Raw genomic sequence first — 25,084 nt, 5'->3', positions numbered from 1 at the left:
AAATTATTCTATCACAAATGTTATTGGCAATGTATATCCTACTCTTACCTTTTTACCTCTTTGTTCTCCCGGTTTCATTTGTGGTAGTTTCTTAATCATTTCCATTGCAGCTTCTTTTAACTTCGGATGTGGTGCTCTTGCTTTTACATCTGTAATGCTACCATCTTTATCTATTTTAAACTGTACATAAATTCTTTTTTTCCCTGATTTCAATCCTAAAGTATTTGCTAATTTGACATCAAAATTTTCTTTTACAAATTTCATCATGCTTTTATTCAAACAACTTTTATCTCCTTCTTCACAACCAGGAAAAGTTGGTGCTTTTTCTATGATTGAAAACGGAACGTCTTCATGATAAACCTCTTCACTTTCTTTTTTTACCACCATTGGTTTCCTATGTAACCCTACTACTTTTCTATCACCAAAATCATAAATTTTAAAATAAAAAACATCCTTATCTTCTTTGCTCTCCGCATAAGATGCTTTCAATTCTAAAAACTCCTTCTTTTCCTCTTTATTTAATTCATTTAAACCAATTTCTCTTCCTAATGAAACATTATCAAATGTCATGAAAAAATCTAAATATGTTTCTTTACTTGTTTCTTGGACATTTTCCTTTTTACCTAAATAAATTTTTTGCAACTGCTTCTTTGTAGTAATATCATTTCCTTCATTCTCACTACATCCCGTATACAACACCATACTTGCCAATAACGGAATTAATAATAAATACTTTAATTGCTTTACTTGTTTTGATTTTCCTTTTGTCATCATAATAACTCTTTTTTTAATTAATGAATGCTTATAAAATTGATTTACAAATGAGATGTTTTCTACTTGAAAAATATCAGCTAATAAATTATTAATGTAATTTTCTTTTTCGGTTGATTTCGTTACTACATCGTCTGAAATATATTCGTGTACCAACGAAATTCGGTTTTGATATACATACACCATCGGATTAAACCACATGAATATTCTTAAAAATTCGAAAAACAATAAATCGAAGGTGTGTTTTTGTGTACTGTGTACTAACTCGTGCTGTATTATCTTTTCTTGTTTCTCTGCTGGAATTCCTTTTCCTAAAAAAATATAATTGAAAAAAGAAAATGCTTTGGCATTTTTAGGTAGCAATACCAATTTGTAGTTTTGTTTATTCTCACTTCCGTATTTATAAATTAAATGGACTATTCGTTGTAGTTTTATAATAAAAATGGTTAAAAAAAATAGACTACCAATTACAAACAACACATCTAAATAATTTACAGATTGGTACCAAGCTGCTTTTTCTAGTACGCTTTGTGGCGACAAAACTACTTCTGGTAACAAAATGGTGTACTCTAATGGAACTACTTTTTGTATTGTTGGTATTTTAAAAATTGGTAATAAAAATGAAATAACCGACGTACTTAATAAATACCACCTGTTTTTAGTAAAGAACGTTTCTTTACTAAAAAAGAAATCATACACAGCTACAAATAATACTTGAAATAAGATGACTTGAATTATATAGTTTATCATGAGTCTTAATTTTATGTTATCACTTCGAGTGTTATTTATATATAAACTTGTAAAATTTTCTCGAACTAACAGTTACTTTTTATTTTTATTAGCTTCTTTTAAAATGCTTTCAAGCTCATTAATACTCATTTCGTTTTCTTTCATAAAAAAAGATACCATACTTTTAAATGAGCCTCCAAAATAACCGTCCATTAACTTATGTAAACTTTGGTTGCTATAATCAGCTTTTTCTACTAACGGATGGTATACAAACCCTCTTCCTTTTGGTTCGTGTCCTACAAATTCTTTCGTTTCTAAAATTCTGATAATTGTAGATACGGTATTATAGGCTGGTTTTGGTTCTGGTAATTCTAAAATCACTTCTTTTACCGAAGCTGTTTTCAAAGTCCATAACACTTGCATTATCTGTTCTTCTGCTTTTGTTAGTTGCTTGTTCATTTTCAATGATTTAACATTAATACCTTACAAATATAACTAAAAAATTAGTTTAAACTAATTTTTTAGTTATAAATAAATGTAACAAACAATTATTATATTCGTCTTATAAGCATAAACCCTAGAGGTTTATATATAAATATTAATTTAGAAACATGGATATCTTTTTAGTAATTCTCGGATTCCTTTTTGTTTGTTTAGGTATTATAGGATCCTTCCTACCTATTCTGCCAGGGCCAATTACAAGTTGGATTGGCTTGTTGTTATTACATTTAACAAGCGCTGTTCCGCAAAACTGGACTTTCCTTGGAATTACCTTAGTGATTGCTATCATTATTTTTATTCTTGATTATTTTATTCCTGCTATGGGAACAAAACGCTTTGGAGGAACTAAATACGGAGTGTACGGTACTACGATTGGACTTATTGTAGGCTTACTGTCTCCTATTCCTTTCGGAATTATAATTGGTGCCTTTTTCGGTGCTCTTATTGGGGAATTAATCTATGATAGTAAAGATACCAATAGAGCTATTAAAGCTTCGTTCGGTTCTTTATTGGGGTTTCTTACCTCTGCCACTATTAAATTCTCAATAGCTTTTGTTTATTTTATATTGTTCTTTACAACACTTTGGGAATACAAAAGTTCATTTTTATAATGCTGTATCCTTAGTAAATAAGTTTAGCCCCGATTGTAGCATTTGTTTGAGCTCCTCGCAGAGAGCGAGTGCGGAAAGCGGGAAACAGCTTCAAAAAAAGTAAATACCTTAAATTTAGAGCAAAAAAAAAGCGTCCCATCTCAGGGAAGCTTTCCATTGGTTAACAAAACCATGACACTATTTAAAGTGCCTAACAACACAACTAAATGCTACCTTTAAAAAAAAGCAGCCTGCAAATATACAACCTTTTTTAACTCTACCAAACTTTTTTAATTTTTTTACAAAAAATACGAATTTGTTTAGCGTTGTTTAATTCTGCAATTGATTGTATCTTTGCGGCTTCATTAAAAATTATAAAAAACAACCCATGCAATTATCAGAACAAGAAGTTGTACGTAGAGAAAAGTTAGGAAAACTACGTGAATTAGGTATTAATCCGTACCCTGCTGATTTATTTCCATTAGATTCGAATTCGAAAGTTATTAAAAACGAGTTTGAAGAAGGAAAAAAGGTGGTAATTGCTGGTAGATTAATGAGTCGTCGTATTCAAGGAAAAGCTTCTTTTGCTGAACTACAAGATAGCGAAGGTCGTATTCAGGTTTACTTTAATCGAGACGAAATTTGTGCTGGAGAAGACAAAACTTTATACAACGAGGTATATAAAAAATTATTAGATATTGGTGATTTTATTGGTATTGAGGGTGAATTATTTACGACTCAAGTTGGTGAAAAAACCGTAATGGTAAAAGGATTTAAATTGTTAAGTAAATCTTTAAAACCATTGCCTTTACCAAAGGTTGATGCCGAAGGAAATACATTTGACGGATTTACAGATCCTGAGATGCGTTACCGTCAGCGTTATGCCGATTTAGTGGTTAACCCGCATGTAAAAGAAGTTTTCGTAAAACGTACCAAGTTATTTACGGCAATGCGTAACTTTTTTAACGACGCTGGTTATTTTGAAGTTGAAACGCCAATTTTACAACCTATTGCTGGTGGAGCATCTGCAAGACCTTTTATGACACACCATAATGCGTTAGATGTACCTTTATATATGCGTATTGCTAACGAATTATATCTTAAAAGATTAATTGTTGGTGGTTTTGATGGTGTATATGAGTTTTCTAAGAACTTTAGAAATGAAGGAATGGACAGAACTCACAATCCTGAATTTACAGCAATGGAAATTTACGTAGCTTATAAAGACTACAACTGGATGATGGACTTTACTGAAAAGTTATTAGAACATTGTGCTATTGCCGTAAACGGAACAAGTAAAACAACTTTTGGTGAACATGAAGTTGATTTTAAAGCGCCGTATGCAAGAGTTACTATGGCTGATTCTATAAAGCACTTTACTGGCTTTGATATTAATGGAAAATCTGAAAGTGAACTTTTTGAAGCTGCTAGAGGAATGGGTATTGAAGTTGATGCTACCATGGGAAAAGGAAAGTTAATTGATGAAATGTTTGGTGAAAAATGTGAAGGAAACTACATTCAGCCAACGTTTATTACTGATTATCCGAAGGAAATGTCTCCTTTATGTAAAGAGCACAGAGACAACCCTGAATTAACAGAGCGTTTTGAGTTAATGGTTTGTGGTAAAGAAATTGCCAATGCATATTCTGAATTAAACGACCCAATTGATCAACGTGAGCGTTTTGAAGCACAGCTTAAGTTAGCAGCACGTGGAGACGATGAAGCGAGTGAGTTTATAGATCATGATTTTTTACGTGCTTTAGAATACGGAATGCCTCCAACGTCTGGTTTAGGAATTGGTATGGATCGTTTGATTATGTATTTAACCAACAATGCATCGATACAAGAAGTGTTATTTTTCCCTCAAATGAGACCTGAGAAAAAAGCTCCTTCTGTTGAATTAAACGACGATGAAAAAGCAGTGTTAGCTTTGATTGAAAAAGCTGAAAAGATTACTTTAAATGACTTAAAAATACAATCAGGTTTATCTAATAAGAAATGGGACAAAACTATTAAAGGTTTAACCAAAAATAAATTAGCTAAAGTTGAAAAAACTGACGAAGGTTTATTTGTTGAAATAGCATAATATCCTTTTAAATATACTAAAAAAAGCAACCTAAATAAGGTTGCTTTTTGGGTTTTTTGAGCTATCGGAATAAGTTCAAAATATTTCTTGTAATAATACATCTCAATTAACAACCTGTATCACCAATTGTTAATTCAAATTTTTGTTGTACCGATATTCCTGCACTATTTTTTGCTGGTATCCATTTGGGCATTTGCTCTAGCAATTGTTCTATTGCTTTATCAATTGATATGATACCTGAAGATTCTACAATATTTACATTAATTGCCGATCCATTTTCATCAACAATAAAACTAGCAGTAGCACTTTGTGTTGGATTAAACTTCCAATTCTTAATTTCTACGGAACTTTTGTTTGTTAAATAAGATTCTAAAGCGTTTTCTGCGCCTTCAAAACGAGCCGAGATATCTGGAACAATAGTTAGAGTCTTTTTTATTTCACTTGTATTTAAAGAATTCTTAGCTGCGTTCTTGGTTTTATAAACAATTTTAATCCGTATATCATCTCCAACTTTAGCGTTTCTAAAAAATACTTGTTGCTTTGTATTTAAAGTAATACTCTTACATACTTCTTTAATCTCTTTGTTGTTTGTTACTCGAGTAATTTCTATGAATACGTATTCTTCAATCCAACTGGTTGGGTAATGTTCAAATACTTCTTTTAAATTTTTTACGTTACTTAATTCACCTTCTGTAATTGTTTTGTTATTTGCCCCTCTTACAAAGTAAGTCAGTTTTCTTACAGGTGTTGATTTTAAAATAGAATTCTCAAAATCTGTAGAAACAACATTAACAGATATTACTGATGTAATTTCTTTTTTTGTTTCCATTTTATTTACAAAGCCAAAAACAACAAAACTTATTATCATTACTAAAATTGCAGAAACGGTTATTTTTGTTTTCATTTTTGGTTTTTATATTCTGTACTACAAATATACTCTTCAACTGCTAAGTAATTGAAAATGAAATGTAAAAAAGTGTCAAAAAGGAATCAAAAACCTAGCTAATTATTTTTTATTAACTTTAATGAGTTATGAAAAATTTACTTCAATACTCTCCTTTTCATCTTTTAAGTTGTTTAATAATCGGAATTATTTTACAGTTTTACACGGATATATGGTGCTATAAGTTTATTTACTTAACAGCTTTCATGTCCTTATTTTTACTTCTTTTATATCTATTAAAAAGAAATAACGCACGTAAAGTATTTTCTATAGCTACACTTTTATTTTTTATCGTTATTGGTGTTTCAATCTCATTTATACACAATCCAAGAAATTACGCAGACTATTACCAACATCATACCTCTAATAATTCAGGAATAATCCTAAATATTAGTAAAGTTCTAAAATCGAGTAATTACAGTCACAAATTTATTGCTGATGTGATTCAGGTTGATACTAAAATAACAAGTGGAACTATTTTATTAAATCTAAAAAAAGACAGCATAGCAAGAACTTTGAATGTTGATGATCGTCTTTTTTTGAAATCAGAATTTAAAAACTTAACGAATCCTTTAAACCCACATCAATTTAATTACAAAGATTATTTAGCAAAGCAATACATCTATCAACAAGTTTTTATTAATCAGAAAGAATATAAAAGGTTCGAAAAAGAAACTATTTCTATTTACGGGTTATCAGCTCAGTTCAGAAATAAGATTCAAACTTCTTTAAAAAAATATTCTTTTAATAAAGACGAACTTTCAGTAATTAATGCTTTGTTATTAGGGCAACGACAAGATATTTCTAAAAACCTTCTTGAAAGCTATATCAATGCCGGTGCCGTACATATTTTGGCCATTTCAGGTTTGCATATCGGAATTATCTTACTCGTATTATCATCGTTATTTAAACCTTTAGAGCGATTAAAACATGGCGTAATCATAAAAGCTGTTCTAATCGTTATTCTACTATGGATGTTTGCTTTTATCGCAGGCTTATCGGCCTCAGTTGTAAGAGCGGTTACTATGTTTACTTTTATTGCTGTTGGTGCATCATTTAAAAAGAAAAGGATAGTGGAATACTCGTTAATCAGTTCGATGTTTTTCTTACTTATAATAAAACCACTTTTTTTGTTTGATGTAGGATTTCAGTTAAGTTACCTCGCTGTTTTCGGAATTATTTGGGTACAACCCCTACTCTACAAACTATGGAAACCTAAAATTTGGTTGCTCGATAAAATTTGGAGTTTACTTACAGTTTCTGTTGCTGCTCAAGTAGGAATATTACCTATTAGCTTGTATTATTTTCATCAATTTCCTGGACTTTTTATAATATCGAATATATTGATTATTCCGTTTTTAGGTGGAATCTTAATTGGCGGAATCTTAATTATACTGCTTGCGTTGTTAAATTTACTTCCACAATTTCTTGTTGATATTTACGGATTCGTTATTTCTTTAATGAATAAAATAGTTGATTGGGTTTCAAATCAAGAAGGGTTTTTATGGCAAGAAATATCGATGTCCTTCTTCGAGATGCTTGGTTGGTATTTTATAATCGTATTTGCTTATCAGTTCATCATTGTCAAAAGAACAAAACAATTATTATTTTTACTTGCATCCATAGCTATGCTACAAACTGTTTTCATTTTCGAAAAAAAGAATCGACAACAAAAACAAGAAGTTATAGTTTTTAATAAAAGTAGAAAAAAACTACTAGGCATAAGAAACGGAAAACAATTACATGTTTTTCACAACTTGGATAGTCTTAAAATAATTACTGATAAAGCAATTATAGATTATCGGATAAATGAGAATATAAAAAGTTATTCTACCAACAAAACACCTAATTATTTTAAGTTTAATTCTGATAAAATTTTAATAATTGATAGTTTAGGTGTTTACAATATCGCTGCTACTAACCCTATTGTAATACTACAACATTCTCCTAAAATTAATTTAACTCGACTCATAAACACCTTAAAACCTACCCAAATAATTGCTGACGGAAGTAATTACAGAAGTTATATAAACAGGTGGCAATTGACTTGTAAAAAGCAAAAAACTCCGTTTCACCATACTGGGCAAAACGGAGCTTATATATTAAAATAAAGAATTTATTAAAAGAACTATAAGCAGATTGTATCGTTCCTCGCAATGACAAACTACTATTATTTAGATTGAACCTTTAAAATTCTTTGAGAATTTTGACCATTTGGTATTCTTATAATTATCTTTTGTAAAATACGCTAAAACTTTTTCAAACTTTTTTTCATCTAAATACCCAGGAACTGTTTGGATTAATTGTTCTTCAGCACTAAAAAAGGCAGTAGAAGGATAACTCATTTTTCCTTTCATAATTGTTGCTGCCAATTCATGATATTTACTTCTTCCTTGCTGAACAAACTTATATGTTTTTCCTTTAAAGTTAATATCTTCTTTGCCTTCACCATCCATTTTTACGGCATAAAAATTATCATTTATAAACTTTACTATTACATCGTTTTTGTACGTAGTTTTATCCATCTTTTTACACCAACCACACCAATCTGTATATAAATCGACTAAAATAGGTTTTGGTGTTTCTTTGTTTTTTTCTATCGCTTCTTCAAAAGTTAACCAATTAACTTCTTGTTGTGCTTTTACTCCAACTGAAATAAATGCGAATACGGCTACTAAAATTAATTTCTTCATATCTTTTAGGTCTCAATAAGTATTCCAAATTTACAAAAAAACCTGTCAATTATTAATATATTGACAGGTTGTAAAATTTTTTTAACTTTTTTATAAGATTTTCATGCTACTTAACTCCGTGCATTAATTTTTTAACCAAGGGTGTTAGACTCATTAAAATAAACCCAGCAAGAATTGGTACAATCGTAAATATTAAAAAGAATGTGCTCATATCATAAGCTGTAGTAATTTTATCAATCATACCTCCCATAGATCCTGCAGCTTTATTCCCCATACCAATTGCAATATACCAAAGCCCGAACATTACACCAATTGTAGATGCTGGAACTAGTTTTGAAACATATGATAAACCAACAGGTGACAAACATAATTCACCTAAAGTATGTAATAAATAAGCTAATATTAACCAAATCATACTTACCGAAGCTGTTTGTGCTCCTTGCGGTATTTCAGCAGAACCATAAGCTAACACTCCAAAACCTAATCCTAAAAGCACTAATCCCATTCCGAATTTCACAGTTGCTGGTGGGTTAAATTTACTTTCCCATATTTTTGAAATTAATGGTGCAAAAGCAATGATATAAAATGAATTTAAAATAGAGAACCATGATGCTGGCACTTCTGTTTTAACATCACTAAATTGGTTTTTCAACATCCAAATAACAACACACCAAATAATAGCAAAACTTGTACCTAAGAAAAAATTAGATAATGCATATTTTTTAAAAGTTATTTTAAATAATTGAATTAAAACATATGTTATTATTAATAAAGGTATTACTGTTAATAATGTATTTGCTATTCTAAATATATCAGCAGAACTTCCTTCTAAAACCCTATTTGTGTAATCACCTGCAAAAATTGTCATAGAACCACCCGCTTGTTCAAAAGCAGCCCAAAAGAAAATGGTGAAAAAGGCAAGAATACCTACAACAATATAACGATCTCTCTGAACATTTGCTGGTACTTTCTCTTCTACAATTGTTGTCTTTTCATCAACATTTTCAATAGCGTCATTATATTCAATTGTTTTAGATGGAGACAACCCTATGCTTCCAAAAATTCCTTGAGCAAACCAAAACTGCAACATTCCTAAAAACATAAATATACCTGCTAATCCGAATCCATAATGCCATCCTGCTGTTTCACCAACATAACCACAAAGTAAAATACCAACAAAGGCACCTGCATTTACTCCCATGTAAAATATAGTAAAAGCGCCATCTTTTTTATCTTGGGCATTTTTATAAACACCATTAATAATAGATGTAATATTAGGCTTAAACAAACCGTTTCCTGCAACTAACAAACCAATACCTAAATACAAACTCCAAGGTGTATTTAAAGCCATCGCTGCGTGCCCAAATGTCATTATAAATGCACCGATTGCTACCGAAAATCGATATCCTAAAAACTTATCCGCTAAATACCCTCCAATAATTGGAGAAAAGTAAACTAGCATTGTATATGTTCCGTATAAACCTAATGCATCTTCTCTAGACCATCCCCAACCAGGATTATCTCCTGTAACTGCAGAAGTTAGAAACAATACTAAAATTGCTCTCATTCCATAATAAGAAAAACGTTCCCACATTTCAGTAAAGAAAAGAACAAATAAACCTGATGGGTGTCCCATCAGTAACTTACGATTCATTTCTGAACCTTCAAATCTAACAGTGTTTGTACTCATTTTTTTAATATATAATTTATGAATGAAAAAAACCTTGCAATATCAAATATTACAAGGTTTTATTTTTATTTCTAATTATTGTCCGCTAATTCAAATCCTTCAGCTTCTTCGTTATGAGTTCCTTTGATATCTTCAGCTCCGTGTGTTAAACGTTTAAGAGGTTTTAATATTAAAATAATCAACACTCCAAAAATAGTACAGAAAACTGCAATTCCTGTAAACACTTGAAATTCCCCTGCGCCTTCAGACATGGCTCCTACCATTCCTGCTACTTTATTTCCTAATCCTGTAGCAGCAAAGTATGCACCCATCATAAAAGATGCATATTTTACTGGTGCTAATTTTGTAATGAATGATAATGCTACTGGCGAAGCACATAACTCACCAATTGTGTGAAATAAATATGCCAATACTAACCATATCATTGCTGATTTTTCAATTACATTATCACCCTCCATAACAACTTCTGTACTTGCTTTACTCATAAAGAAAAAACCAAAAGCCATAATAATTACACCGATAGCCATTTTAAATAATGATGAAGATTCTTTTCCTTTTCTTCCCCATTTATGCCAAAATGCACCAACTGCTGTACCAAATACAATGATAAAAAAAGCATTAATTGATTGAAATGTGGCTGCAGGAACTTCATAACCAATAAAAGCAAGTAATCTATCTGTTTTTTGCTCGGTATATAAACTCATTAATCCACCAGCTTGCTCAAAAGCTCCCCAGAAAACAATAATAATTAAGAATGATAAAAACATTACCAACATTCTGTCTTTTTCAACAGCATTTAATGGTTTGTTCATTAACTCTTTATTCGGAGAATCTTGTTGACCAATAAAATCACCAACTCCTTCTAAATATTTTAAACCGTACATGTATACAACTTGTCCTAAAGCCATACCGATACCAGCAAGACCAAAACCATAATGCCATCCATATTCTGCTGCAACGATACCAACTGCTAAAGCCCCTAAAAAAGCTCCTAAATTAATTCCTATATAAAATACATAAAAACCTTTATCTCTTCTGTCATCTCCTTTTGAGTATAATCCACCAACCATTGTAGAAATATTTGGTTTTAAAAACCCAACACCTATTACAATAAACAGTAACCCGGTAAAGAATGCCCATTGAGCATCAACTGCAAGAATACCATGCCCTATACATAATAACACACCTCCTAGCATTACTGCTTTTTTCTGACCAATGTATTTATCTGCAATCCAACCACCAGGTATTGATGTTAAATATACAAGCATCGTATATGTACCGTAGAAAGATATTGTTTCCGAATTCGTCCATCCAAAACCTGACTGTGGACTTCCTAATAATATAGGAGCCGCTAAATACAATGTTAAGATGGCTCTCATACCGTAATATGAAAAACGCTCCCACATTTCTACAAAAAATAATACATATAGTCCTTTAGGATGTCCCAAGAAATCCTCTTGTTTTACTGTGTTCATATTTTATAAGTTGTTTTTAATGAAATTCGTCATTTTTGTATACAAGTGTATACGCGTATTACCACCGTAAATTCCGTGATTTTTATCTGGATACATTCCCCATTCGAATTGCTTGTTGGCTTGTATTAAAGCTTCTGCCATTCTAAATGCGTTTTGTACATGTACGTTATCATCAGCTGTACCGTGAATTAACAAGTACTTTCCTTTTAATAATTCCGGGTAATTTAATGGAGAATTCTCATCATAACCTGTTGGATTCTCTTCAGGTGTTTGCATGTAACGCTCAGTATAAATACTATCATAAAAACGCCAAGTAGTTACAGGAGCAACCGCTATTGCCGCAGCAAACACATCGTTTCCTTTTAAGATACAATTAGTACTCATAAAACCACCATAAGACCAACCCCAAATTCCAATTCTCTTTGCATCTACATATGATAAGTTTGCTAATTCTTTAGCGACTGCTATTTGATCTTCAACCTCGTATTTACCTAATTGCTTTTGCGTAATTTTTTTAAATTCTCTACCCTTTAAACCTGTTCCCCTGCCGTCTACACAAACAATCATGTATCCGTTTTGAGCTAACATTTGGTGCCAATAATCGTTAGATCCGTTCCAGCTATTTGATACATTTTGAGATCCTGGTCCAGAATACTGATACATCAACACTGGATATTTTTTGTTTGAATCGAAATTAACAGGCTTAATTGTGTACATGTTTAAGTCGTTTCCGTTTACATTAATTGTAGAAAACTCTTTTTTACTTAAATTATATCCTGCAATAACTTCTTTTAAAGCTGCATTATCTTTTACTATTTTTAATACTTTACCCGCATCATTTCTTAAAGAATATACATTTGGGGTATTAGCATCAGAAAATGTATTTATAAAATAATGCATGTTCTTACTAAACGATGCGTTATTTGTTCCTGATGGGTTACTTATTAAATTTTTATTTTCACCCGTTAAAGAGACGCTATAAATACCTCTATTTATCGATCCATTTTCTACTGATTGATAGTAAATTGTTTTTTTATCAGCATCAAAACCATAATAAGAAGTTACCTCCCAATTTCCTTTTGTTACCTGATTTATTAATTCACCTTTATTGTTGTAGTGATAAATATGATTAAAACCATCTTTTTCACTTGTCCAGATAAAACTATTATCATCTAAAAACGTTAAATCGTCCGTTACATCCACATAAGCTTCATCAGTTTCAGTTAATATTAATGTAGTATCATAGGTTTTAGCATTGATAAAATACATTTTTAAATCATTTTGATGACGATTTAAAGTACGTACCGCTAAAATGTTACCATCTTTTGTCCAATTAATTCTTGGAATATATTCATACTCTCCGAAAATAATTTTAGCTGTTCCGTTAGTATCTAAAGAATACACATGTAAGGTAACTTTCGCATTATCTTCTCCTGCCTTTGGATATTTAAACACCTCTTGAGTTGGATATTTTCCTTTACCATAAACATCCATAGAAAATGTTTTTACAGCACTTTCATCAAAACGTAAAAAAGCAAGATTGCTACCATCTGCACTCCACTCAAAAGCACGTACAAATCCAAATTCTTCTTCGTACACCCAATCGGTAATACCGTTTATAATTTTATTTTTCTCACCATCATTTGTAACCTGAACAATTGTATTGCTAGAAAAATCCCTAATAAATAAGTTGTTGTCTTTTGCATAAGCAACTCTTTTACTATCTGGCGAAAAAGTTGGTCGCTGAATATCTTCCCCTATTAATTTTAATTTTTTTGAAGCGATATCATATATATAAAACGTACCCAAGAAAGAACGACGAAATATTGGCTTAAAATTAGTTCCTAAAATCAGTTTTGTTTCATCACTATTAAAACTATATGATCTAAATGCATTTAAGCCTTTTAAATCTTTACTATTAACAATTGTTTCAACTTTTTCTAAAGTTTTATAATTGTATTTATCTACCGACGAATTTCCGTTTTCGGAATTTAATAAAGAATAAAAATCACCATTCATTGAGTTTAATGAATTCATGTAATCGGCTCTAAACGTGCCTTTTTTCCAAATATCTTCTAAAGAAATATCTTTTTTCTGTGCTTGTAATAGCGAAGATAATCCTATGAAAAGTAGTAATATTTTTTTCATCTTATGTTATTGTTTATCTAAAAAGTTTGCCAAGTTTACGGAAAAATCGCCATAAAATGCATCAAAAAAGTTAGAAATACTAAATATGAATGCTATTTTAACAGGATTCATTTATCTTTGAGCTATCTAAATTTTATAGACAATGTCTAAAATTATTACTGGATTTTCTAAACTTACTAAAGAGGAAAAAATAAATTGGTTGACTAAAACTTATTTTAACGAACAACCAAAAATTACACAAACACTAAAACAATATTGGAATGTAGATGAAAAACTACAACAACTACATGACGATTTTATAGAAAATACGCTTTCTAATTTTTATATGCCGTATGGTATTGCACCTAATTTTGTTATAAACAATCGCCATTATGTAATACCAATGGTTGTTGAAGAAAGCTCTGTTGTAGCAGCAGCCTCTTTAGTTGCAAAATACTGGAGTACTCGTGGCGGCTTTAAAACTGAAGTTATTTCGACTACCAAAATTGGTCAAGTACATTTTATGTACGAAGGTGACAAGAAGGAATTAGAAAACTATTTTGACAAGCAAAAAGACGAATTATATAAAGCTACGGCTTCCATAACTAAGAATATGGAAAAACGTGGTGGTGGCATTTTAGATATTCAATTAGTTGATAAAACTAATAAACTTGCCAATTATTACCAATTACATGTAACTTTTGAAACAATAGACAGCATGGGCGCGAATTTTATTAATTCGTGTTTAGAGGCAATGGCAAATCAGTTTAGACGAGATGATATTGAAATTGTCATGAGCATCTTATCTAACTACGTTACAGACTGTGTAGTGAAAGCAGAAGTTTCCTGTAAAATTGAAGATTTAGGTGGTAAAGACCCTCATAAATTTGCTCAAAAATTCGAACAAGCGGTAAAAATAGCTGAAATAGAACCTTATCGAGCAGTTACTCACAACAAAGGAATTATGAACGGTATAGACGCCGTTGTTTTAGCTACAGGTAATGATTTTAGAGCGATTGAAGCTGGTGCACATGCCTACGCTTCTAAAGACGGACTGTACAAAAGTTTAACGCATTGTGAAATTAAAGAGGGTATTTTTAAATTTTGGATTGAAATTCCTTTAGCGCTCGGAACAGTTGGTGGCCTAACAGCTTTACATCCGATGGCTAAATTATCGTTAGACATGATGCAAAAACCATCCGCAAGAGAACTAATGCAAATTGTTGCTGCTGCTGGTTTAGCTCAAAATTTTGCTGCATTACGAGCTTTAACAACTAAAGGAATTCAGCACGGACACATGAAAATGCACTTGCAAAATATTTTAAATCAATTAGAAGCAACCAACAAAGAAAGAGATGCTATAACTGCTTATTTTGAAAAAAGAACCGTTTCTCATAGCGCTGTAATTGATAAATTTAAAGAGTTAAGAAAATAATATTAATTGTCTCCTCGAGCGCAGTCGAGCAGTTTTAATTTTAATAAGGTTTCGACTGTGCTCGACCAAATATTTAAATGAATTTTTATTCTAACGGAAAATTATTACTAACAGGTGAATATGTTGTTCTTGACGGAGCAACCTCATTAGCTGTACCTACTAAGTTTGGGCAAGATTTAATTATCGAAACGATAAAAGAACCACAACTTATTTGGGCTAGTTTTACCAATACTGGCGAATGCTGGTTTGAAGCTAGTTTTGATTTACCAAAATTGCGTTTAACCTCAGCTACTTTTAATGCTGATAAAGAAGGAAATGCGGAAGTTATTGCAGAAACCTTATCTGATATTTTACACGAAGCTAAAAAGTTAAATCCTAATTTTTTAAATTCTGATGGTGGTTTTATTGTAAAAACGAACTTAACTTTTCCTCAAAATTGGGGATTAGGAAGTTCATCTACATTAATAAACAACATTGCTAATTGGGCTAATGTGAATCCGTTTACCTTATTATGGAATGCCTTTTCTGGTAGTGGATATGATATTGCTTGCGCAAGTAATAACAATCCTATTTTATATCAATTAAAAAAGAACCTCTCAACTACGCTCGAGGTAACACCTATTGTTAGCGAGGTAAAATTCAACCCCGATTTTAAAGATGAATTGTTTTTTGTGTATTTAAATCAAAAACAAAATAGCAGAGAAGGAATCGCGCAGTATAAAGAATATCGAGAAGAAGCTAAAAAGCTAATTCCGGAAATAAATGAGCTAACTCAAGAGTTTTTAAAGGCTAATTCCTCTATAAATTTAGCTAAAATAATAATTGATCATGAGCAAATAATTAGCTCAATTATTAAACAAACACCAGTAAAAAAAAGACTTTTCCCTGATTATTTCGGCGAAATAAAAAGCTTAGGTGCTTGGGGTGGTGATTTTGTTTTAGCAACAGGTAATGAAAATACCTCAACATATTTTAAAGAAAAAGGCTACACTACAGTTATGCCTTATAAAGAAATGATTTTATAAATAAAAACAGGTCTCGACTGCGCTCGACCTGACAAGTTAATTTTAAAATGTCTCCTCGAGCGCAGTCGAGAGGTTTTTCTACAAATGAAAAAAATAATTATAATTGGTGGTGGTGCAGCAGGTTTTTTCACGGCTATAAACGCCAAAGAAAACAATCCTGATTTAGATATTACAATTCTTGAAAAAGGAAAAGAAGTTTTACAGAAAGTAAAAATTTCTGGCGGTGGTCGTTGTAATGTTACTCATGCTTGTTTTGAACCTAAGGAACTTGTGAAATTTTATCCAAGAGGAGAAAAAGAATTACTAGGGCCTTTTCATCAATTTATGACAGGTGATACTTTTGAATGGTTTGATGACAGAGGAATTCCTTTAAAAATTGAAGCTGACAATCGTGTATTTCCTGAAGCAAATACCTCACAAGCCATTATAGATTGTTTTCAAAACGCTGTTGATAACCTTGGCATTAAAGTGTTAAAAAATCACGGTGTAAATTCAGTTTATCAACAAGAAAACAAGTGGATTATCAACACAAAAGAACAGCAATTTGAAGCTGACTCTTTAGTTATCGCTGCTGGTAGCTCTAAGAAAGTTTGGGATTTATGTAAAACACTAGATCATGCTATTATCGAACCTGTACCTTCTCTGTTTACTTTTAATATAAAGGATAAACGAATTATAGATTTAGGCGGAATATCAGTGCCAAATGCCGCGGTAAAATTAGTTGGAACAAGTTTAGAAAACTCAGGTCCTTTATTAATTACACATTGGGGATTAAGCGGACCCGCAATTTTAAAACTCTCTGCTTTTGGAGCACGAATTTTAGCTGATAAAAATTATCAATACAATGTTGAAGTAAATTGGCTAGGACAAGATTTTGATAGTGTTTTAGATGAATTATCAGAGCTTAAAAACGCACAAGCCAGAAAACAAGTAAATTTAAAATCACCTTTTGCAGACATTCCCCGTCGTTTATGGGAACGTTTTGTTGCAGCTGCAGAAATTAAAACGACTCAGAATTGGGGTGATTTAAGCAATAAACAGTTAAATAATTTAGCTGTTCAATTAACAAAAGGTTTATTTAATGCAAACGGCCGTACAACTTTTAAAGATGAATTTGTAACAGCTGGCGGTGTAGATTTAAAAGAAATAAACTTTAAACGTTTTGAAAGTAGATTACATAAAAACCTCTTTTTTGTAGGCGAAGTTTTAAATATTGATGCCGTTACTGGCGGGTTCAATTTTCAAAACGCGTGGACAGGCGGATATATTTGTGCTAAAAGTATTGCTGAATAAAATATTTTACACATAAAAAGACCATTTACTATGTTTAGCAAATGGTCTTTTTTTATAATATAGTTTAATTTTATATTAAACTGTAGCTGACGCTTTCATTGATTTTCTGTAGGTAAAAGAATTGAAAATATTTCTTTTTCCGAAGTTATTTATCGATTTGGCGTTTAAAAATTTTAAAAACAATTTTTTAGTAACTCCAAAATACTCGTAGGTATTTCCGTCCGTAAAAGTAACTTCTAACAACATGCTTTTATGGTGATAATCAGCAACTTTAAACTCTGTAATAGTTGTATGATATGCTGCTGCATGTGCCTCTTTAGTTTCAGGAGCGATACTTACTAAAAAATGATAACCATCAATAATTTTAGTACTTACATCTTCTGCCTCTAACCTCTTTTCTTCTTCCTGAAATTTATCTGGGTGCCATTCTTTTACCAATCCTCGGTACGTTTTTTTCAAGTCCTTTAAATCGATAGCTCCTTCAACACTAAAAAGCTTTTTATATTCTTTAATACGTTTCATTTGTATGAAATAATTTAGCCCGCGAAATTACTCAAAATATCTGAATATGAGACAGAAAGCTATTTAAATTTCTAAAAAATATTTAATAACTCATAACAGTACCAAAATACAACAACTGAAATGTTTTTACATCTAAAAGCAAACAGTTCATTGCCATCATAATTCCGTAATTAGATTTATCATAAAAACGATATTCAAAATAATCTAATTCATTTTCATCAAAATCATAAAAAACATCGTTTGTTTTAAAATGACCATTATAAAAATTATCAAGCTGAGACAGTTTGTGTACATTAATTTTAACAGAATGATTATATAAACTATCTATTTTAGTTTTTAACCTCTCTCCTTTAAAACTTAAATCTTTGTCATTTTTAAACAGGATGTTTTTATAAAAATCGCGCGTTAGCATGTCATACAAAACTTGCTCTGTATTTACTTCATTCTGAATCGCTTCTATATATTTTGAAACATTGTTTGATAATCTATTAAACTCAGCAATTTTTATTTTTGTATTCTGAAACATTAACGGTTTTGCCAACGCTTGTTTCTCAAAAAAAGAAGTTCTACCAGCTATTAATTCGTTGTTTATTCGAATTGCTTCTGTTATAGATTTGTGTGCTGTATATGTAGAGAATTTGTGCTGTGAAAACCCAACAAAAGACATTAAAAGTGTCGTAAAAAAAAGAAGACTACCTTTCATAACATTTTTTTTTAGTGAAAGATAGTCAATTTTATAGCATCTTTTTAAAAACGAAGATTATTCCTCTTCGTAACAATTAAAAACAATGGTGTAACCGTATTCTATTGCTTCTTCGTATAATTCTTTTTGATCTTCATCAACATCATCTGCAGAATCTAAAGTAAAATACTCTTCTTCTATTTCTGATACTTTCCAACCTTCATCTTTTATATAATGCTTTGCTAATTTAAGAGCTCCTTCTATGTCTTTATAGTCGATATATAAACTTACATAAGCTCCTACAACTTCATTATAATGTTCAGATGATTTTTTTGGTTTTGCTAAGGCGTTTATTAAAAACATAATTTTATTTTTTTAAATTAATTAAGCTAATTCTCCTCTATGAGGTTTTAAAGCGTCTCTAAAAACTTTCATAATAGTTTCATCAACTATAATAAAAGCAATGGTATGCATTGGGTTTAGCTCTGTATAATTAACCTCATGATACGATAAACTATCTATTTGAGCAAATTCTTTTAAATGAATACAATGGTGCTTTGCTGTCGCTAAGCCGTCCGGACCTTTAAAATCCCATATTAATTTTATTTTTCTACTCATATCAATACTTATTTACAAACGCAAAAATACCCATTTTTGTGCTAAAAATGGGTACTAAAACTAACTAACCAGAAAACGATTATTCTTTTCTATTCAATAATAATAAAAAAGCTGTTAATCTCCCTATTAAAAAAATCATTAAACCAAAGGTTGGAGCGTATAAACTAACTCTCATACCTCCTGCTAAAACCTGTGGCGCTATCTCTGTTGCCCTTGCAATCGTATCTAACGCCTCTAACCAACCAATAACAAAACATAGAACTCCAAAGAACAAAGTGAATAAACTAATCTCTTTTATTAAGTTCGAGTTTTTCTCTGTATTGTTTTTAATTCCTTTAAAAACAAAAAACGCTACCAGTATTAGTAAAATTAATAATGGAATCATAAATTCCAAAGCACCATCTGTAATAAATCTCATAATATTATATTTTAAATTATTTTACGGTAAAAGTATATTCAACTTATACTTCTTTTTATTTAAATAGATAGATCAACAATTTAAGCACACAGATAACAAGAATAGCACTTAAACACTAAATTGAGTAAAACAACTCATTAAAAACGCAATTCATCGCTTATTATTTTTTTATTAGTAAAAAAAATGTTCATTTGTAAAATGAAAGAAAAAATACTGTGGCTTTTAAAAAAAACGATATTGCATCTACTTTTTTGGCTCATTGTATATTTTTTCTTTTATTCTTTTTTTAGCATTGGCTCTGCAAATATTAATTTTTTACTTTACTTTTCAATAACACTTTCGGCAATCGCAATAAGTGGCTCGTATGTTATAGGTTATAAATTAGTTCCAGAACTTTTGATATTAGAAAAATATTGGAAATTCTCTCTTTATGTAGCCTATCTAATAATTTTTATACTTTTTAGTGTTTTAGTAACTGTTCTTTTTGGATTTATGTTCTTTTTTAATCTAGAATATAAACAAATGCCCGATTTAACAAAAAACACCTACGTAATATTTGTTTGCGTTATTTTAATAATAGTATTGTTTACAAGCTTTAAAATATTAAAACACAATTACAAATCTAATGAAGAGAAAAAAAATATAGAGAACAAATTCTTAGCAACACAATTGCAATTAAAAGAACAAGAACTAAAGTTTTTAAAAATGCAAATCCACCCGCATTTCTTATTCAACACGCTTAATACTTTATATGGTTTTGCTTTAAAAAAGTCTGATGAAGCTCCTGATATGATTTTAAAACTTTCTAACTTATTAGATTATATTTTATATCAGGTAGAAAAGCCTTTAGTGTTTTTAAATGATGAAGTTAACCACATTGAAGATTACATTTCGTTAGAAAAAATGCGCTTTCACGATAGCCTACACGTAAATTTCAATAAAGAAATACATCAAGATAACATTCTAATTGCGCCAATGTTATTATTGCCTTTTGTAGAGAATTCTTTTAAACACGGAACCCAAATTAACGGAATTTTAAGAGTTGACATCAATTTAAAAACAACCGATAACTCGCTATTTTTTGATATCAAAAACTCAACAAAAGATAGTTTAGATTCAAAAAAAGGCATCGGTTTAGAAAATATTAAAAAACGATTAGAAATGCTGTACGGAAAATCGTGTCAACTAAATATTTCACAAACAAAAAACAGCTATAAAGTTGAATTAAAAACACCTTTAAAAAATGAATAATAAATTACGCTGTGTTATTGTTGATGATGAACCTATGGCTAGAGAAATAATAGCTTCATTTGTTGAAAAAACACCAAACTTAGAGCTAATTAAAATGTGTAAAAATGCTGCTGAGGCAATTGTTTTTATGCAAAATAAAGAGGTTGACTTATACTTTCTAGACATTAATATGCCAGAAATTACTGGTTTAAGTTTAGCTAAAATTATCAATAAAAAATCTAAAATAATTTTCACAACCGCCTATAGAGATTATGCCATTGACGGATTTAATTTAAACGTGGTAGATTATTTATTAAAACCGATTGCTTTTGATCGTTTCTTGCAAGCAACTCAAAAAGTATTTGATGCAAACACTAATAAAACTGGTAAAGAATTTATAGAGGTTGAAACAGATTTTATATTCGTAAGAGCAGATAGAAAGATGGTTAAAATAAACTTTAGTCATGTTCTTTATATAGAAAGTTTAGGAGATTATGTAAAAATATTTACTGAAGCCAATACTGTTGTAACAAGAGAAACCATTAGTAATTTAGAATTAAAACTACCCTCAAATAAATTTATTCGAATTCACAGATCGTATATAGTTTCAATTCAAAAAATAACCTCTTATACAAACGAGTTTATTGAAATTGATAAAAAAGCAATACCGATAAGTAGAAGCTATAAAGAATCCGTTTTACAAAAATTAGCAGAAGTCTAGTCTAAATTTTATCTTTACTGCAAAATTTAAACCTTTGAATACAGCACTTTTCATTTCAAAAGAATCAAATAAAACAATTGAAAAAGCTTCTTATACATGGCAAACACCAAGTAATATCGCTTTAGTAAAATATTGGGGAAAAAGCAATCCGCAAATTCCCAAAAACGCATCGATAAGTTTTACACTTAACAACTGCCATACAATTACTACGATTGAATTTTTAAAAATTGAGAAATCAAACGAAGCAAAATTCGAATTGTTTTTTGAAGGAAAGAAGAAAGATGATTTTAAACCAAAAATTGCTGAATTTTTTAAGAGAATAGAAAAATACTGCCCTTATATTTTAGATTACAAAATGGTTATTTCTTCTGAAAACTCTTTTCCTCACAGTAGCGGAATTGCTTCTTCAGCAAGCGGAATGAGTGCTATTGCAATGTGTTTATTAAATCTTGAAAAAGAATTAAATCCTGATTTAACAAAAGAATTTATTAATAAAAAAGCTTCTTTTTTAGCGCGTTTAGGTTCTGGTAGTGCCAGCAGAAGTATTGAAGGTCCGTTAGTAGTTTGGGGAGAACATCCAGAAATTGAAGGAAGTTCAGATTTATTCGGAGTAAAATTTCCTTATAAAATACACCCGATTTTCGAAAACTATTGCGACACTATCTTATTAGTTGATAAAGGAGAAAAACAAGTTTCATCTACAATTGGTCATAATTTAATGCATAATCATCCGTATGCCGAACAACGCTTTACACAGGCAAACGAAAACTTATCTAAAATTTCTACTATTCTTCAAAACGGAGACATAAGAGAGTTTATTAATTTAGTTGAAAGTGAAGCATTAACCTTGCATGCAATGATGCTTACAAGTAATCCGTATTTTATATTAATGAAACCGAACACTTTAGAGGTGATTAATAAAATTTGGGAATACAGAGCGCAAAATAACAGCAACATTTGCTTTACACTTGACGCAGGTGCTAATGTTCATATATTATACCCTAACAGTGAAAAAGCTGAAATAGAGTCTTTTATTGAAAACAACTTAGCTATTTACTGCCAAAAAAATCAGTATATTTGTGATAACACCGGTTTTGGGGCAAAAAGCCTTTAACCCTAAACTCCCTATAATTATGAGAACTTCTATATCACTAATAGTTATGTTAATTGGGTTTTTATCAACTACAGTAACAGCACAAAACACCACGTGGCTTGATGAAAACTGGCAAGAAACATCAAAAGAAAATTACCAATACTATAGGCCAGCTCCTAAAGAAATAAAAAAAGGATTTTGGATTGTTGATTATTATAAAAATGGTCAAGTTCAAATGGAAGGATACAGCACTAGCAAAGAACTTAACAAAGAAATGTTTGATGGCTTAGTGATGTACTATCATGCTAATGGTAAACTTTTTCACAAAGCAAATTATGTAAACGGAAAGCTAGACGGTGATCGTAAAGTTTTTTACGAAACAGGCGAACTTAAAGAGCAAGGAAAATACACAAACGGACAAAGAGATGGCATTTGGAAAACCTTTTATAAAAACGGAAAAATAGAAACCAAAGGAAAATACCGTGACAATGAAAAAGTTGGTGTTTGGAAAACTTTTTACAAAAACGTATACTAGTTTGTAAACTAGCACTTTTACTTGTACTTTTGCTTAGCAATTAAAATTTTATGAAAGGACCTTTATTTTACGCAAAAATACTACTCTTCGGAGAATATGGAATCATAAAAGATTCTAAAGGATTGGCGATTCCTTTTAACTCATATAAAGGTGTGTTAAAATCTGCTAGTAACTTAACTGGTGAAGCTAAAAAATCGAATGATAATTTAATTAAGTTTTACAAGTACTTAAATAGCTTAAATTCTGATTTAGTTTCTTTTGATTTACTTTCATTTAAAAATGATATTGACAACGGCATGTACTTCGATTCATCTATACCTCAAGGATATGGTGTAGGAAGTTCTGGCGCTTTAGTTGCTGCTATTTACGACAAGTATGCAAATAATAAAATTACTGTTTTAGAAAACTTAACACGTGATAAACTGTTAATTTTAAAACAAGTTTTTTCTTTAATGGAGTCTTTTTTTCATGGAAAAAGCTCTGGACTAGATCCCTTAAATTCATATTTAAGCTTACCTATTTTAATCAACTCGAAAGAACATATTGAACCAGCAGGAATTCCATCTCAAAAAGAAGGGAAAGGTGCTGTTTTCTTATTAGATTCTGAGCAAGTTGGTGAAACTGAACCAATGGTAAACATCTTTATGAATAAGATGAAAAACGAAGGATTCCGTAAAATGTTAAGTGAAGAATTTTCTTTACATACCGATGCTTGTATTGATGATTTCTTACAAGGAGATATAAAATCATTATTTGGTAATGTGAAAAAATTATCGAAAGTAGTTTTAACTAACTTCAAACCAATGATTCCTTCAGCTTTTCATAAAGTTTGGGAAAAAGGAATTCAAACTAACGAATACTACTTAAAACTTTGTGGTTCTGGTGGTGGTGGTTATATTTTGGGTTTTACTGAAGATTACGAAAAAGCGCGAACAAGCTTAAAAGATTATAAATTAGAATTGGTGTATCGATTTTAAAATACTACAATGAGTATATTAAAAATTAATACGTTTATAAAAAAAATACTAAGCCTTCTATCAGTCGTTAGAGGCTACAACATTTTAGTACTAATAGCAGCCCAATACTTGGCTGCTATTTTTATTTTCTCAGATCAAAAAGCTATAAAACCAGTACTTTTCGATTGGCATTTACTCTACTTAGTTATAGCCACAGTAGCTACTGTAGCTGCAGGATATATCATCAATAATTTTTACGACAAAAAATCTGACCAAATAAACAGGCCCATAAAATCTAACTTAGACTCTTACATAAAACAAGAAACTAAATTATCACTATACTTCACCTTAAACTTTATAGGTTTTGGCTTTGGCTGGTTAGTATCTTGGAGAGCGGCTTTCTTTTTTGCTGTGTATATTTTCGGAATTTGGTTTTATTCGCACAAACTAAAAAAACACCCTTTTATAGGTTTACTAAGCGTTACTGTTTTAACGATACTTCCTTTTTTTGTGGTTTTTGTACATTTTAAAAATTTTTCGAAAGTAATTTTTGTACATGCAATCTTCCTCTTTCTAATTATAATGATTCGCGAATTAATCAAAAACCTAGAAAATATTAAAGGCGCTATAATTAATAGCTACAATACTTTCCCTGTTAAATACGGAGAAAAAAACACCAAAAAATTAATCATTTTATTAATGATTTTAACGCTAATACCAATAGGTATTTTATTTTACTACCCTGCAATCGAGTACATGAAATATTATTTTTACTTAGCAGCTCTTGTTTTATTTTTTATTGGTTTTTACACCTGGAAAGCAACAAAAACCAATCAATACCGCTTACTACACAACATTTTAAAGATATTATTATTAATAGGAGTATTTAGTTTGCTTTTTATTGACAAGTCTTTAATTCTAGACAAAGTAGTTATCGCTTTAGATTAGAAA

General features: G+C 30.5%; 24 protein-coding genes. 12 read left to right on the top strand and 12 right to left on the bottom strand.

Annotated elements, in window-relative coordinates:
• Nucleotides 1-3: 3 nt before the first annotated feature.
• Entirely contained in the window at nucleotides 4-1,521 is a 1,518-nt protein-coding gene (locus ACQ629_RS10470) for an energy transducer TonB (protein WP_483704776.1), read from the bottom strand.
• Between the two features lie 72 nt (nucleotides 1,522-1,593).
• Nucleotides 1,594-1,959, bottom strand: coding sequence for a BlaI/MecI/CopY family transcriptional regulator (locus ACQ629_RS10465; RefSeq protein WP_483704775.1), 366 nt, complete (start codon nucleotides 1,957-1,959; stop codon nucleotides 1,594-1,596).
• A gap of 152 nt (nucleotides 1,960-2,111) precedes the next feature.
• Between ACQ629_RS10465 and ACQ629_RS10460 the strand changes: the two genes are divergently transcribed.
• Complete coding sequence (locus ACQ629_RS10460; RefSeq protein WP_483704774.1) at nucleotides 2,112-2,612, top strand: DUF456 domain-containing protein; 501 nt, start codon at nucleotides 2,112-2,114, stop codon at nucleotides 2,610-2,612.
• A gap of 367 nt (nucleotides 2,613-2,979) precedes the next feature.
• A complete protein-coding gene (gene lysS / locus ACQ629_RS10455; RefSeq protein WP_483704773.1) occupies nucleotides 2,980-4,677 on the top strand; it encodes a lysine--tRNA ligase in 1,698 nt (565 codons plus the stop codon).
• Between the two features lie 106 nt (nucleotides 4,678-4,783).
• Here the strand turns inward: lysS and ACQ629_RS10450 are convergent, their stop codons facing one another.
• A complete protein-coding gene (locus ACQ629_RS10450; protein ID WP_483704772.1) occupies nucleotides 4,784-5,581 on the bottom strand; it encodes an energy transducer TonB in 798 nt (265 codons plus the stop codon).
• A 128-nt stretch (nucleotides 5,582-5,709) separates the two neighbouring features.
• Between ACQ629_RS10450 and ACQ629_RS10445 the strand changes: the two genes are divergently transcribed.
• Nucleotides 5,710-7,731, top strand: a complete 2,022-nt coding sequence (locus ACQ629_RS10445; RefSeq protein ID WP_483704771.1) for a ComEC/Rec2 family competence protein — start codon at nucleotides 5,710-5,712, stop codon at nucleotides 7,729-7,731.
• A 63-nt stretch (nucleotides 7,732-7,794) separates the two neighbouring features.
• On the opposite strand, the gene ACQ629_RS10440 is transcribed toward ACQ629_RS10445, so the two are convergent.
• From ACQ629_RS10440 to ACQ629_RS10425, 4 genes are all read right to left on the bottom strand, one after another.
• Nucleotides 7,795-8,313 (bottom strand): thioredoxin family protein, encoded by a 519-nt coding sequence (locus ACQ629_RS10440; RefSeq protein WP_483704770.1) that lies wholly within the window; start codon nucleotides 8,311-8,313, stop codon nucleotides 7,795-7,797.
• Nucleotides 8,314-8,419: 106 nt separating this feature from the next.
• Entirely contained in the window at nucleotides 8,420-10,003 is a 1,584-nt protein-coding gene (locus ACQ629_RS10435; protein WP_483704769.1) for a peptide MFS transporter, read from the bottom strand.
• A 71-nt stretch (nucleotides 10,004-10,074) separates the two neighbouring features.
• Nucleotides 10,075-11,478, bottom strand: a complete 1,404-nt coding sequence (locus ACQ629_RS10430; RefSeq protein WP_483704768.1) for a peptide MFS transporter — start codon at nucleotides 11,476-11,478, stop codon at nucleotides 10,075-10,077.
• A 3-nt stretch (nucleotides 11,479-11,481) separates the two neighbouring features.
• On the bottom strand, nucleotides 11,482-13,626 hold the full coding sequence (locus ACQ629_RS10425) for a S9 family peptidase (RefSeq protein ID WP_483704767.1): 2,145 nt from the start codon (nucleotides 13,624-13,626) through the stop codon (nucleotides 11,482-11,484).
• A 142-nt stretch (nucleotides 13,627-13,768) separates the two neighbouring features.
• Between ACQ629_RS10425 and ACQ629_RS10420 the strand changes: the two genes are divergently transcribed.
• The 3 genes from ACQ629_RS10420 (at nucleotide 13,769) to ACQ629_RS10410 (ending at nucleotide 17,358) form a co-directional block, all read left to right on the top strand.
• Nucleotides 13,769-15,040 carry a hydroxymethylglutaryl-CoA reductase, degradative gene (locus ACQ629_RS10420; RefSeq protein WP_483704766.1) on the top strand — a complete coding sequence of 424 codons (1,272 nt, stop codon included), beginning with the start codon at nucleotides 13,769-13,771 and terminating at the stop codon, nucleotides 15,038-15,040.
• Between the two features lie 77 nt (nucleotides 15,041-15,117).
• Nucleotides 15,118-16,065 (top strand): GYDIA family GHMP kinase, encoded by a 948-nt coding sequence (locus ACQ629_RS10415; protein WP_483704765.1) that lies wholly within the window; start codon nucleotides 15,118-15,120, stop codon nucleotides 16,063-16,065.
• 84 nt (nucleotides 16,066-16,149) lie between these two features.
• Nucleotides 16,150-17,358, top strand: a complete 1,209-nt coding sequence (locus ACQ629_RS10410; protein ID WP_483704764.1) for a BaiN/RdsA family NAD(P)/FAD-dependent oxidoreductase — start codon at nucleotides 16,150-16,152, stop codon at nucleotides 17,356-17,358.
• Between the two features lie 75 nt (nucleotides 17,359-17,433).
• Here the strand turns inward: ACQ629_RS10410 and ACQ629_RS10405 are convergent, their stop codons facing one another.
• The 5 genes from ACQ629_RS10405 to ACQ629_RS10385 form a co-directional block, all read right to left on the bottom strand.
• On the bottom strand, nucleotides 17,434-17,880 hold the full coding sequence (locus ACQ629_RS10405) for a KTSC domain-containing protein (RefSeq protein WP_483704763.1): 447 nt from the start codon (nucleotides 17,878-17,880) through the stop codon (nucleotides 17,434-17,436).
• Between the two features lie 82 nt (nucleotides 17,881-17,962).
• Nucleotides 17,963-18,583 (bottom strand): hypothetical protein, encoded by a 621-nt coding sequence (locus ACQ629_RS10400; protein WP_483704762.1) that lies wholly within the window; start codon nucleotides 18,581-18,583, stop codon nucleotides 17,963-17,965.
• Between the two features lie 57 nt (nucleotides 18,584-18,640).
• Nucleotides 18,641-18,925: a hypothetical protein gene (locus ACQ629_RS10395; protein WP_483704761.1), complete on the bottom strand. Its 285-nt coding sequence runs from the start codon at nucleotides 18,923-18,925 to the stop codon at nucleotides 18,641-18,643.
• 21 nt (nucleotides 18,926-18,946) lie between these two features.
• A complete protein-coding gene (locus ACQ629_RS10390) occupies nucleotides 18,947-19,180 on the bottom strand; it encodes a hypothetical protein (RefSeq protein WP_483704760.1) in 234 nt (77 codons plus the stop codon).
• A gap of 79 nt (nucleotides 19,181-19,259) precedes the next feature.
• Nucleotides 19,260-19,598, bottom strand: a complete 339-nt coding sequence (locus ACQ629_RS10385) for a hypothetical protein (protein ID WP_483704759.1) — start codon at nucleotides 19,596-19,598, stop codon at nucleotides 19,260-19,262.
• Nucleotides 19,599-19,796: 198 nt separating this feature from the next.
• Here ACQ629_RS10385 and ACQ629_RS10380 point away from each other — a divergent pair, with 198 nt between their 5' ends.
• From ACQ629_RS10380 to ACQ629_RS10355, 6 genes are read left to right on the top strand one after another with little or no spacing between them, the layout of a single operon-like run.
• Nucleotides 19,797-20,849: a sensor histidine kinase gene (locus ACQ629_RS10380; RefSeq protein ID WP_483704758.1), complete on the top strand. Its 1,053-nt coding sequence runs from the start codon at nucleotides 19,797-19,799 to the stop codon at nucleotides 20,847-20,849.
• Nucleotides 20,842-21,549 (top strand): LytR/AlgR family response regulator transcription factor, encoded by a 708-nt coding sequence (locus ACQ629_RS10375; protein ID WP_483704757.1) that lies wholly within the window; start codon nucleotides 20,842-20,844, stop codon nucleotides 21,547-21,549. Before ACQ629_RS10380 ends, ACQ629_RS10375 begins: the two co-directional genes overlap by 8 nt.
• 34 nt (nucleotides 21,550-21,583) lie before the next feature.
• Nucleotides 21,584-22,663, top strand: coding sequence for a diphosphomevalonate decarboxylase (locus tag ACQ629_RS10370; protein WP_483704756.1), 1,080 nt, complete (start codon nucleotides 21,584-21,586; stop codon nucleotides 22,661-22,663).
• 19 nt (nucleotides 22,664-22,682) lie between these two features.
• A complete protein-coding gene (locus tag ACQ629_RS10365; RefSeq protein ID WP_483704755.1) occupies nucleotides 22,683-23,177 on the top strand; it encodes a toxin-antitoxin system YwqK family antitoxin in 495 nt (164 codons plus the stop codon).
• Nucleotides 23,178-23,227: 50 nt separating this feature from the next.
• Nucleotides 23,228-24,154, top strand: coding sequence for a mevalonate kinase family protein (locus ACQ629_RS10360; RefSeq protein WP_483704754.1), 927 nt, complete (start codon nucleotides 23,228-23,230; stop codon nucleotides 24,152-24,154).
• Nucleotides 24,155-24,163: 9 nt separating this feature from the next.
• The gene (locus ACQ629_RS10355) at nucleotides 24,164-25,081 is read left to right on the top strand and encodes a geranylgeranylglycerol-phosphate geranylgeranyltransferase (protein ID WP_483704753.1); all 918 of its coding nucleotides are present in this window, start codon (nucleotides 24,164-24,166) and stop codon (nucleotides 25,079-25,081) included.
• The last annotated feature ends 3 nt before the right edge of the window (nucleotides 25,082-25,084 follow it).

It is taken from the genome of Tenacibaculum sp. SM2510, from assembly GCF_057002845.1.
This window is presented reverse-complemented; position numbering and strand designations above follow the sequence as displayed.